Origin of the sequence: Flavobacterium salmonis (assembly GCF_903819435.1) — a bacterium.
GTDB classification, from domain to species: Bacteria; Bacteroidota; Bacteroidia; order Flavobacteriales; family Flavobacteriaceae; genus Flavobacterium; species Flavobacterium chungangense.
Genome location: NZ_CAIJDP010000057.1, coordinates 1 through 12,870 on the forward strand (window position 1 = coordinate 1; position 12,870 = coordinate 12,870).

Consider the following 12,870-nt stretch of genomic DNA (forward strand, 5'->3'; position numbering starts at 1 on the left):
CTCGCCGTTTGCTCCCTGATGGATCGCGATGGTCTGCACAGGTCGTCCCAGTCCATCAAAATAGGTGATATTCTGTGTTACCTGATCTTTTGTCAGGGTATTGAACTCAGCAGCCTTTACCGCTTTTTTGGGTACTGCGGTATATATAAAATTATCATCGCTCAGGTTTTGGGCATTAAGACCCAAGCCTGCATACGACAACAGAATCAATAGTAGTATATTTTTTTTCATGTATTATTAATGTTTAATAAAGCCTCTTTATCAAATTACTGATGGTGCTTTGATTTGATAATCAATAAGTTTCTATTCTGTTAATATATTCTTAAGGCATTGTAGTAGTGATACAATCTATGGTTATTACTTCTGAACCTGTTTTTGTAAAGGTTGGAGAAGTTACAGAACTGCCAGTTCGAATAAGTGTATTATATAATGATCCCCTGACTGAACTTGAAATAACTATACCCTTATAATAAGTGCTTGATGCGCTAACTGTTACATAAAAAGTATCTCCTGCTGCCAATGTCCCGCTAGAGGTACCCGATGTCGATCTGGTTAAATACCTCGAACCATTTTTGTACATATAGCTGGTCCCTGATTCTCTCTCGAAATTCAAAGTGCAGCTATTAGATACAGGTGTTGCAGCTGTAGTCATTGATACAGCAGTACTTAAAGCGCTATTGCCTGAAGCATTAACAGCCAGCACCTGAATGCTGTAAGCTGTTGAGGGTGTTAATCCAGATAGTGAGCCTGTATTAGTCGAAGAGGTTATCCCGGTATCTGATCCGTTTTTGTATATTTTATAGCTCGTAGCTCCTAAAACGGGTGTCCACGAAAAATTTAGCGACGTAGCCGTAGCAATGGTAAATGTTAATCCTGTAGGTGCAGCAGGTAGTGGAGTTGTACAGGTTCCGTTTGTATTGGCATTTGCCTGTCCATCGGCTTCAAACCTGGCAAGCCCTTTTGCATCTGCATCAGCTTGGGAAACTGTAGAAGTGACAGCACCTACATTTTGGCTGTAAACGACACTGGAACCAACTGTTCCTGAAGTACAATTATTTTTTGTAAATGAATTACTCATAGCAACACTCTTATATACAAACACATAAGGATTGTCAGAGTCACAATTTACCATTTGCCCTTTATAGCTGTAACAGTATCTTTGTAGAATATTTAGATTCTGATCCTTAACAAGTGATAATCGGCCAAAAACATCATATTCATAATAAGTTGATATTCCTTTTACATCTGTAATAGTACTTACTCCTATTAATGGAATATGTGTGTAGGTTGTTACCATGGTATTAGGAAGTACTACTCTAAGATTGTTTATTGCAGTCAAGTTATATTCGTTAATGTTATTGAGATCAGTCACTCCTAAAGCTAAGGCTATTTCTGAATTTGTGGCATTTTCAATTTTAGCTATCGGTTGCGTTTTATTGTATCCCCAGATTATTGAAACTGTTGTACCTGCCTCCGGAGTGTACTGAAGTATGTTTCCTTTATTATCGTATTTATCGTAAGTGATTTTTTTATCAGTAGTTAAATTTTTTCCTGAATAGATAAACTGGGGTAATAGTAAATTACCAAAGAGTCCAAATTTAGTTTCTTGCTCTGAGAGTTTTGAATTATCGTTAAATGTTTGTGTAACCAGCGGTTTATTTATAATATTTTTTGCTACTAAATTGTTTATATTTGGTTTTAACATCATTTCGGAATCCTGTGGATAGAAATATTTTGTTAATAATGAAGCAGATGTTGATGACCCGAAAGTTTCATTTGTTAATAAAAAATGAATTGGGCTATTATAATTATAAGTTTTCAGAGTAATCAAGTTCCCATTGTCTGAATACAAGGTGGTTTTTTCACTGGATAATAGGTTAAGACCAGTAGCAATTTCATATGTAGCTAAAGCATGCGTATTGTCAAATTTTACAGAAGCAAGATCGACATCTAAAAAATAATAACCAAATTGACCCAGCTTAAAAGCACTTATGTTTTTAAAGATACTTCTTTGCGAATTATTCAATTCAGCATTATATTCAAATTCTTGCTTTTTTACTAAAATTAATTCACCTTGGTCGTTTTTGTTGAAAAATGAAATTTCTTTTGGCTGCCCTCTGTATAACTCCATACTTGTTGGAGAAGGATAAGGAAATCTATTATCTACAACATCTACAGAATGAGTATATTTATATATTGCAACTCCGGTTTGTTTCGGATCATTTGATTCTTCAATAACTGTTTCGTAACCAATACTTGATCCTGAAAAGGTTACTTGTTGAATATTGCTGTATGACTTTAATCTTCGATATACACCAGCACATGTTCCGTTAGAACAATCACCTGTTCCCAAAACAATATCATCTTCAAAAACAAAAGAAGGCTCATTGAATACTTTACCAGAACTCAAATCAGAATTATAATCTTGTTTATATTTATATTTTTTAACTATAGGTATATCACTATTAACTGAGTAATTTCTTATTTCTCTAACCCGTAAACCACCAACGTACCTATTGCGATTTGAATTAGGTATCCTTTTTTTCCACACAACAGAAACAAAAAAATCTTTCAAATTAGCACCTTCTTCAGATGTTAAATTTATACTGGCAACCAAGTTATAATTTCCATTTTGTAAATAACCATTGAAAATTCTTGAAATATAAAAAGTCTCAGAAGGAGAACTTGCTGTTGCCTCTCTTGTTAAACTAAAATTAACATTTGCATTAGCAATTCCATTCTTTATCCCACAGCCACCACATCCCATAGCAAATTGTGCAAATGATCCTCCTTTTGGATTATTACCATTTAAAAGCATATCTGGAGGATTATTTATTGTAAATGAAGTTTCATAATAGTATTCAAGTCCAACGGTAGTGCTTCCGTCTATTGTTGCAGATTCATCAGTTACATTTGAAGTTGGTAACTCATTTGAGAAGCTGTCATTATTTTCAAAATCAAATTCAGTATATCCTCCGGTTGGATAAACTATTTTTTTTAAAATAGCAAATTGTGATCTTCCAGGATTAACAGATCTATTTGCTCCTTTTATTGGATTGCTTGAGTTGGGAGAAACCACAGTAGGTATTAAATTTTCATTATCAGTTGCACCATTATAATATCCCCAATAATCTTGAGCAGGGCTATTTCGACAAGGTGGAATGGAACTTTCATCATAATAAAAAAAATAAGATATTGGCTGCATAGAAGAAGCAGTGCTTTTTAAATTCTCTAATAACATCCATTTGTTAGTGTAAGTTTCATTACCATAACAAGCTCCCTGAGTTATATATTTATACTCAAAATCATAATTAAAAATTAAATTCTCATTTATATTTTTAATTTTTATATTTTTCAAACTATGCCCCCCCTGTAAATCTAACCGTTCAGAGTTATCTGAATTGAGCTCTATAAATCCTCCATCAAATGTAATCTTTTTTAAAAGTTGGGAATGTACTGTATTAATCACTGTTACAGACCCATTTGTTAAAAGATTTGTATCTTCCATTGTTCCACTTAAATAAAGAAGTTTGGTTTTTGGGGCTAATGTTTTTAAAGTTTGTTGTTCTAAATTATACTCAAAAATTAAGTTTTCATTTTTGTTTGGAGAAGAAATGCTAGAAACATACCATCCTGTTGTATTTTCTTCATTGTTAGAATATGCTATTTCTTTTTCTGAAAAAAGATATTCATATCCATCTTCTGTAATAATTGTAAAAAAACCATTATTGTTATTATAGCTAATTTTTATTTGAGATTCTTCTAATGTTACAAATTTTCCAGTATTTTGGTCAAAGACAAATTTTCCACTTTTGCCATTAATATTAAAAAAGAATACATCTGGTTCAGAATCGGCTGTTCCAGATCGCAATGCATCTTTAAAATTAATTTTTTTTATATCATTTTCAGATAAATGCAGAATAAGATTCTCTGCAGTATATCCCATATATTTTGACATATATCCCCCACTAATTTCATCTGCAATACCGCGCACCGATCTGGAAATCATAGGTATATTAGACAATGACCACCCTAAACCAACCCATGAAGCCACCTCTTCAACTTTATTTCCTCCCGTATGATAACTTAATTCTAAAGGAAGAGTGAACTCTTTTGTTTTTATAGTATAAATTGGAACTGACACATTAGCCGTTCCTGTAAAATTACTTACCGGAATTTCACCATATTTTACAAAAGCAGCAGCATTTGGGGATAAAGGAATGATTTTCTGTATTTCATCTGTTTGCGAAAACAATAAAGTTGAAACAAAAACTAATAAGAATGTTGTAATATTTTTCATTGTAATTTGGTATAACAGATAACTCTGTAGATTTATTTATTTAAAACTTTAGTTTGTTGTTAATGTTTATAATTTGCTTAAATTCAAAACAAAGTTATAGTTTGATTAAAACTTTCAAATACATTGTTTTTTGTCAAATACAATCCTGTAATTAGTTTATTCCAACTCTATAAAAGTATCATCTGATTATTAATATGAGTTTGGAATAAAATATATTCTTCTTGTAAATTTTATATAGAATTATATTGTTAAATAATTTTTAAAGTGCAATTTTAAAAATTATTTATTAGAACTGCAACAGATATTTTTTTGGTTACTGATATATATTTACATAGAAATAGATCCCGAATAATTAAACAGAACTGATCTTTAAATTGAAATGAGTGTCCTCCAAGTTGAAAATCCAAAATAATTGTTTTTAAAGATATAATATGTAGTTATTTAGTGATTATAGATGTAGCTTATAATTACCAAAACTGATTTTTTTAAATAAAGAAAAGAATAAATAGATTTTATAATGTTTAGTCTAACTTTAAAAATAAAGATATCTCACAATTATGTCATAAAACCAATTGTAACTATTTTTCTTTGATAAAACAAAATGTAGCAAACAATACTATTTCTGTTTACTTTTGCAGTAAATAAAAAGTCATGTCGATAGAAGTAAACAACATATCAAAAAGTTACGGAGAGCAAAAAGCTTTAAATGAAATTTCTTTTAAAATTGAAAAAGGAGAGATCGTAGGATTTTTGGGGCCAAACGGTGCCGGAAAATCTACTTTGATGAAAATTTTGACTACTTATTTACTTGCCGATAGTGGCTCAGCTATTGTAAATAGTCATGATGTCGTGACAAATGCCAAAGAAGTACAGCGCTCTATTGGCTATTTACCAGAACACAATCCGTTGTATCTGGATTTATATATTCGCGAATATTTAGCTTTTAATGCTGATGTTTATAAAGTTGACAAATCCAGAATTGAAGAGGTAATTCAACTTACAGGACTAACACCCGAAAGCCATAAAAAAATCAGTCAGTTATCTAAAGGATACCGCCAGCGTGTAGGACTTGCCAATGCCTTATTACACAATCCTGATGTTTTGATTTTAGATGAGCCGACTACAGGTCTGGATCCTAATCAATTGATTGAAATTCGAAATGTGATCAAAAATGTTGGTAAAGATAAAACCGTATTTTTATCTACTCACATCATGCAGGAAGTCGAAGCTATTTGTGATCGTGTAATTATTATTGACAAAGGAAAAATTGTAGCGGATAAAAAACTCGACAATTTAATTTCAGCAGACAAAGAGCAGGTGATCGAAGTTGAATTTGATTATAAAATTGAAGAACAGGTCATTGCTACAATTCCACATTTGAAATCATTTAAAAACATACATGATTGCTTATGGGAATTAACTTTTTTAGCTGATAAAGACATGCGTCCGGCTGTTTTTGATTTTGCGCACGATAATGGATTGAAGACTTTACAATTGAATCAGAAAAATAAAAATCTGGAAGCTGTATTTAGAGAAATCACTAAATAATACTTTCTATTTCAGATAAAAAAGAAACTCGTTTTAAAATATTTAAAACGAGTTTCTTTTTTTATTTAACCAATGATTTGAGATAAATCGTAAATAATAATGATAATATAATAGCGGAAACCCGAAGTATGTTTTTCGAAATTTCATTTTTGAAGTTTAATGTAGGTAAATTAGATTTTGTCTTTAGAAAAAACGCTAAAAGCTTTTTATAGTCTAAGGCAATCAAAAATAAAACACCAATTGTGAGCAATATCGATTGTAATAAAGCACCGGCATTCATATGGTAAAAAATATTAATTAAGGTCAGATTTAAAAGCAGAGAAAACAAAATTATGGCTCCAATTAATAAGGTCTTTCTAAACAACAATAAATATCCTCCCGCTATTTGTATCATTGCTATTATGATTCCGAAAGTATGTGAATACCCAAAATAAAACCAGGTTAGCCACTCGCCTGTCTGTCGGTTCATAGGCATATTTGCAATTTCTGCCGGAACAATAAACTGAAGCCCGTAAAATTTCTTCCAGCCAAAAGCAGCAATAGTAAAAGCGATGCAATATCGAATGCCGCTGTACAAAATGCCATATAGTTTTGTTGAATTGATTTTTTGTTTTTTTTCTAATAAATGCCAGATCAGCGGAAAAAACAACACACCGAACAATGAAATTCCAATTAAAGAAAAAACCAAAACAGGCGGAAACCAGGGAATATTGCCCCCATTGCCGAGCAGTAACAATAAAGCGGAAAATTCGAGTCCAAGAATTAAAGTGGTGAAAAATTTTTTCCAGATTGAATTTTGAATTTCTAAAGATGAATGTTCTAACATGGTTATCGGTATTTGAGTTACTATGCTGCAAATTTGAATATTACTCAGCTAGTAAATGTTCCGATGTACCCTTTCGAACGTAATTAAGCTTCTTTTTTTATCAGATTCGTATTTGATTTTACAAACTCTGTTGGAGACATTCCGGTATGTTTTTTAAAAGTGGTATTAAATGTTGTTTTAGAATTAAAACCGGATTCATAAGCAATTCCCAAAACATTCAATTGAGTATATTTATCAGACAATAGCATTTTTTTTGCCTCTTCAATTCTATATTTATTTATATAATTGTAGAAATTATCCTGATACAATTCATTGATTACAAAAGAGGTTTCATTGCAGCTAGCTCCTAATCTTTTTGCCAAAACGGGCAGACTTAAATCATTTTCCAAATATATTTTTTCTGATTCTGTAAGCATTCTTAATTTTTCATCTAATTCAGTTAATCTGTTGCCAGACACTCTTTTTGGACTGTCTTTTTTATATAACTGAACAGATGATAATTCATTTAATTCGGGTTTGCTAAAATCGAAAATCTCTTTTTGCTGCAAAGAAAAATAGGCTAAAAAAAAGACACTCAAAAGATAAATGAAAGGTGTAAATTGAATGAGGTACTCTAAGTTAAAAAATACGAGATTGAACCAAACCAATATTATTAACACCAAAATCAGTAAAAAATATTTCAACCAGATAAGATCTGTTTTCTCTGTTGAAGATGAAATCTGCTGCAGATGTTTAAGGTGTTTCTGCAATCTGCCAAAAGACAAACACCAATAAATAACAGCCTGAAGGGGCAATGCAATTCGCAGAACAAAAAATACTATACTGCCGGTTTCATAACTGAATTCGATGTTTTTTCCTGTGATAAAAAAGGGAAACCTGAATATCGTAAAAATGGCGAAAGGTAAAAAGTGCCATAAAATTTTCTTTTCAAATTTTTTATGTATAGACGTAAAATAGAGAATACTGATATAAAGCAACGGAGCAGTCAAAAATCTTGACAACCCTATCATTTCGAAAAGATAAGGATGCTGCAAATGAAATTTTTGATAAAACAACGGAATTTCCAACATGGTAAACCCCAGGGTAACAACAAATAATCCGAGGTATTTATTGGCTTTGACGTTTACTTTTCGATTATTTAAAAAAAGTATAAAACCAAGCAGAAAAGCTGATCCAGAGGTAATACCCATCAGAGTTGGAAAGTTCATCATATCAAAAGGTTATTTTAAACGCTACTAAATATAACATTTTTAAAACTTAAAATTAATAAATGTAAAAAACACAAATATCATCAAATTCAGGTATTACTAATTCATTATTTTAACCATATTTTTACGCCATAATTATTTTTAATGTTAAAAAATTGAAATATATTTCTTATTCCGCAAACCAGATTCTAACCATTTTGCTTCTTGCAATCATTGTAGCCACACTTCTTAATTCAACGTATTTTTACAATTCGACAGCTCTTGCCTACTATGGATTTTGCATAACAGTTTCGCTCTTTACCATTATTTCCATTTTTGTCTTACCCTTAAATAAAAAATCCTACTTCAAACTCCCCGTTTTTTTATTTGGGTTATGGTGCCTATATGTTTTGTTTAATTATTCGGCACAAAGAGCAACTTTGGTTTTTACAATTTACTCCATTGTCCTTTATTTTTTACTACTTAGTGCGACCGCTCTTTTTAGTATTCCCAATTTTAAATTCAAACAATTCTTCCTCGGGATTGCAGGAATTTCTACCATAGAATCTCTGTATTGCATTTTACAATTTTTGGGAGTATGCAAAGGCGAAAACAAACTAATCGCTGTTACAGGCAGCTGGAATAACCCGAATGTAACTGCCATTTTTTTATCTCTCACTGTACCAATTTTCCTGTATTTGTTTAAGGAAAAATACCAAAAAGCAGTCCTGTGTGGATTTTCATCTTTATTAATCGCACTACTATTACTCAAATGCCGGGCAGCTTTTATTGGTACAATATTATCTGTAATCATTTTTTATACTTTAGAATATCAATTTATAAACTGGATAAAAAACAAAAAAAATAATATCACTGCAAAAGCATTATTCGTTTTGGGTTTAATGATTGTTATTCCGTTAAGTTCACAGTTATATAATGCAAAAAAAGCTTCGGCTGATGGCAGAAAATTGATCTGGAAATTATCTGCTCAAATGATACCCGAGAAACCATTAACGGGATATGGCTATGGTTTTTTTGAAAAGGAATATAATTTGCATCAGGCCAATTACATTAAAATCGGAAAAGCCTCTCCTGAAGAATTAATCAATGCAGGTCCAGTTATCATGCCGCATAACGAACTGCTTCAAAATGCTGTTGAAGGCGGTATTACAGGCGTGTTATTAATTTCGTTATTTTTTGGTTCAATTCTTTTTGCCCTAAAGCAAAAAAAAGTAAATCAAACTATTTTAAAGACTGAAACACCTTTTCATCCTCAAAACAGCTATTTCAATTTAGCGTATGCCTCAACTGTATCTTTTATTGCAATGTCAATGGTTAATTCTACCATTCAGATTGTACCGGTAATGTGTTTGGCTATTATCTATACTGCTATTATTTGCAGTACCCTTAAAAACACACCGTTTCTAAAACCATCATTTCTTCAAAACAGAAGAACTTTATCTATTCTTTCTAAAACAGGGATGCTTGCTGCGAGTCTATATTCAGCATACCTTATTCTTGGCATGGCCAGAGCAGACGGCTTAAACAAAAAAACGACACTTCTAATCAAAAATGCAGATTACCAACAGGTTTTACAAATCATGCCTGCTTTAGAACCTTATCTAAAAGAAAATCCCAATTACTGGAAAAACTATGGCACAGTTTATTTTCAAAATCATAGCTACAGCGAGGCTTTAAGCTGCTTTAAGAAAGCGCAATCCTTAAGTTCATTACCGGATATTTATAATGGAACCGGAATTTGTCTTGAAAAATTAAAACAATATCCACAAGCCATTATGCAATACGAAATACTAACTGCTTTATATCCGGCAAAATTCTCGTACAAAATGAGACTGTTAAAAGCTTATTTAAAAAATAAAGAAACCGCCAAAGCAATTGCTTTAGCAAATTACATCGTCTTGTTAAAACCAAAAATACCATCTGAAAAAGTCAATCAATACAAAAACATGTGCCGGACTTTACTAAAAAATTTGGAAAAGCAATAGAAGCAAGTAAACTAAACTAACAACAAAACCAAATTTAACACTATGCATAATCAAAAATCTGCTAAAAAACATGAAGATCAAAGTCCGCTTATATGGTCCTGGCGACTCTTCAAAACCCTATTCTTTCTAATTCCTATTCTAGCTCAGGCACAATATGCTCCTCCGGTTGAAACCGCTTTAAAAAAAGCAGGAAACAATAGATCCGAATTAGAAAAAGCATTGGAATACAGCAATAAAACCGGTGATCCCCTGAAAATAAAAGCCATGCAGTTTTTGATTGCCAATATGGATATTCATTCTTCATCAGATTATTATTGGGAAGATAGTGCGAATAATAAGATTGCCTACAACGAATTGGATTATACTGATTTTGAACAATCAAAAATCGCATTTGAAAGCATAAAAAAGCAAAATCCAGGACTAAAAGCCAAGCCTGTTCTTTATAAAGATATTGAAACCATAAAAGGGGATTATTTAATTCAAAATTTAGAAAATGCTTTTAAGGCATGGAGATCATCCGCAATAAAAACAACTTCATTTGATGATTTTTGCGAATATATTTTGCCGTATAGAGTAAGCGTAGAACCTATACAAGATTGGCGTCCTGCCTACACGGACAAATTTAAGTGGATAAATGAGCAAATTTCTGCCAAGGGCTTGCAAGCTACCTTGCCATATGTTAAAGATAATTATGACAGTTGGTTTGTCAATAACTGGAAAGAAAAACGTACCGAGCCTTTGCCAAGACTCGGGAGTCTTCAATTGCTTTTTCGTAAACAAGGTCCCTGCTCCGATATTGCCAGTATGAGTGTATTTACTATGCGCTCACAAGGTATTCCTGCGGCAGTTAACATTATTCCGTTTTGGGCAACGGCAACCGAAGGCCATTATACCAATACTTTTTTTGATGAAAATAGACAAATGCTTAATTGCGATTATGGGACAAAGGATTTTCGCCAGAACTTGGCAAGAGAACCTGCTAAAGTAATCCGACTGACGTATTCTAAAAATCCTGAAACATTAGCCAGTATCGAAGATATAAGCAATATACCGAAAGGCTCCCTGCAACAGCAAAATTACATTGATGTAACCAATGATTTCTGGGAGACTACTACCGTAAAATGCCCTCTATATCCAAAAGAAAACCCTCCTAAAATTGTATATGCAACCACGTTTAACGGATTGGCATGGAGAGCTTTCTGGTGGGGAAAAACAGAAAAAAATGAAACCGTTTTTACAAAACTCTGCAAACAAACAGTCATTATTCCGCAATATTACAGCAATGGTAAATTAACACCCGCAGGCGCTCCTGTTGTTATTGGTAATACAACCACAAAAGTATTACAGCCCGACCTTACACAAACCAGCGAAGTACTAATAGCCGAAAAAGAAAAATACTTAAAATTTAAATTGGGGATAACCTACCAGCTCCTGTATTGGGACAACAGCTGGAAAACATTAGGAAAGCAAACAGTAACCAGCCCTGTAACCGAAATGAAGTTTGAGAAAGCCCCTAAAAATGCTTTGTTCCTCTTTCTTGCCAGTGATTCCAGAGGACTGGAACGCCCTTTTATTATACAAGAGAATGGCGAACGCTTTTGGTTTTAAAAGAATCAATTACAATATCAATTACAATATCAATTACAATATCAATTTTAAATAACTAAAAAAAAATACCAATGACAAAATTACTCTTAAGCCTGCTGTTCCTGCCGATCCTGGGTCAGGCACAGGTTAGCCCAAATGTTAGTAAACGTTATCCTGCACATATTGTTTATAAAATAGACGATGTAATCTCTAAAGTCAATTTGAGCGAAGATAAGCAAATTAAAATGGCGCAAAAATTTATGAAGACTGATAGTATTGTTAATGCAGGTTTAGCTGTTGGCGCTCCTGCAGAATCATTAAAAGCATATTACAACTCTATTGACAAAACATTCCTAAAGAATATATTGTCTGTAGAAGAAATGGAACAGTATAATTACGAAATGGACAAAGACAATCGGTTTTTGGCGGCTTTAATCCTCGCTCCGCATTTAAAATTGCAGCCGGAACAAATCAATAAAATACGCCAGCTTAATGATTCTGTCAGCACTACCCCTCAAAAATCAACAAAAGAAACAATCCAATTTTACAATCGTAAACTATCTAAAATATTAAATAAACAACAATATGTTGATGTAGTAAAATCTACCTACAAAGACCAGTCGATTGCAGATGCCAGAACAGATTGGCAGGGAATATTAAAATTAAAAATAAATACTCCGGGTAAGGAGCAAGAAGAATTTAAGCAGCTCGTGGATTTTCATTTTGCTAAAAATGGCTTTCTGGATAAAAAAGCAGAATTGTATGAAAAAAAGAAACAGGATTTCCTGAGTCTTAAAGCGACAATGATGGAACCGCCACTTTTGATCCGTTCAAAAATCCTTTCAGACCAAAAACATGCTAATAACAAATATGCCTCACTGATTCAATTTGAAAAAGAACTGAACCTGAGCCAGAAACAAATAGATACCCTGCTCGTAAAATACCTGACATTTGAAAAAATCATAATTGAAAATAAAGAAAATGATTTAAAAGGAAACTTTACAACTCCCAAACCATTACCGTCAGAATTTGAGAACATAGCCAAAATTGTAACCTCAGAGCAAATGAACAAATGGCTTAATCTCAAAAACAAAAATGAAGCAATTAAAAAAGCCAATCAAAGCTGGGCAGCATTAGAATCAGAAGGATTGACTAAAAATGCAGACCAGCAAAAACTAATGCCTGAACTCGCAAATTACCATCTGAAATTATTGATCGCATTAGAAAAAAACAAAAACTGGAAAACTTCTGAAACTCGTTTTCTTGTGCGTGATGTTGAGCAAAAAAAACCTGAAATCTTAGTACAATTAGATGCTCTAAGCCGAAGCAAAGCTAAAAGTGAAAATGCAAAAAATGCTTTGGCATGGTAAATCTGTTAATACAATTTTAATTCAACTCAAAAATAATAACAATCAA

Annotated in this window: 8 protein-coding genes; 4 read left to right on the plus strand and 4 right to left on the minus strand. The window is 32.4% G+C overall.

The genetic code is table 11. The features are described 5' to 3' along the window. Both FLACHUCJ7_RS02615 and FLACHUCJ7_RS02620 read right to left on the minus strand, forming a co-directional pair. Positions 1 to 210: DUF6443 domain-containing protein (locus FLACHUCJ7_RS02615; protein WP_180907818.1), on the minus strand; the 210-nt coding region annotated here is incomplete at its 3' end. A gap of 112 nt (positions 211 to 322) precedes the next feature. After that, on the minus strand, positions 323 to 4,300 hold the full coding sequence (locus tag FLACHUCJ7_RS02620; RefSeq protein WP_180907819.1) for a DUF5977 domain-containing protein: 3,978 nt from the start codon (positions 4,298 to 4,300) through the stop codon (positions 323 to 325). Positions 4,301 to 4,951: 651 nt separating this feature from the next. On the opposite strand from FLACHUCJ7_RS02620, the gene gldA reads away from it, so the two are divergent. Beyond that, a complete protein-coding gene (gene gldA, locus FLACHUCJ7_RS02625) occupies positions 4,952 to 5,848 on the plus strand; it encodes a gliding motility-associated ABC transporter ATP-binding subunit GldA (protein WP_031454327.1) in 897 nt (298 codons plus the stop codon). Positions 5,849 to 5,909: 61 nt separating this feature from the next. On the opposite strand, the gene FLACHUCJ7_RS02630 is transcribed toward gldA, so the two are convergent. Together FLACHUCJ7_RS02630 and FLACHUCJ7_RS02635 are read right to left on the minus strand one after the other, a co-directional pair. Continuing rightward, positions 5,910 to 6,674, minus strand: a complete 765-nt coding sequence (locus FLACHUCJ7_RS02630) for a hypothetical protein (RefSeq protein ID WP_180907820.1) — start codon at positions 6,672 to 6,674, stop codon at positions 5,910 to 5,912. An 83-nt stretch (positions 6,675 to 6,757) separates the two neighbouring features. Then, positions 6,758 to 7,885: a helix-turn-helix domain-containing protein gene (locus tag FLACHUCJ7_RS02635; RefSeq protein WP_180907821.1), complete on the minus strand. Its 1,128-nt coding sequence runs from the start codon at positions 7,883 to 7,885 to the stop codon at positions 6,758 to 6,760. Between the two features lie 152 nt (positions 7,886 to 8,037). Here FLACHUCJ7_RS02635 and FLACHUCJ7_RS02640 point away from each other — a divergent pair, with 152 nt between their 5' ends. From FLACHUCJ7_RS02640 to FLACHUCJ7_RS02650, 3 genes are all read left to right on the plus strand, one after another. After that, on the plus strand, positions 8,038 to 9,867 hold the full coding sequence (locus FLACHUCJ7_RS02640) for an O-antigen ligase family protein (RefSeq protein WP_180907822.1): 1,830 nt from the start codon (positions 8,038 to 8,040) through the stop codon (positions 9,865 to 9,867). Between the two features lie 42 nt (positions 9,868 to 9,909). Continuing rightward, positions 9,910 to 11,475, plus strand: a complete 1,566-nt coding sequence (locus tag FLACHUCJ7_RS02645) for a transglutaminase domain-containing protein (RefSeq protein ID WP_180907823.1) — start codon at positions 9,910 to 9,912, stop codon at positions 11,473 to 11,475. Between the two features lie 71 nt (positions 11,476 to 11,546). Further along, positions 11,547 to 12,824 carry a hypothetical protein gene (locus FLACHUCJ7_RS02650; protein WP_180907824.1) on the plus strand — a complete coding sequence of 426 codons (1,278 nt, stop codon included), beginning with the start codon at positions 11,547 to 11,549 and terminating at the stop codon, positions 12,822 to 12,824. The last annotated feature ends 46 nt before the right edge of the window (positions 12,825 to 12,870 follow it).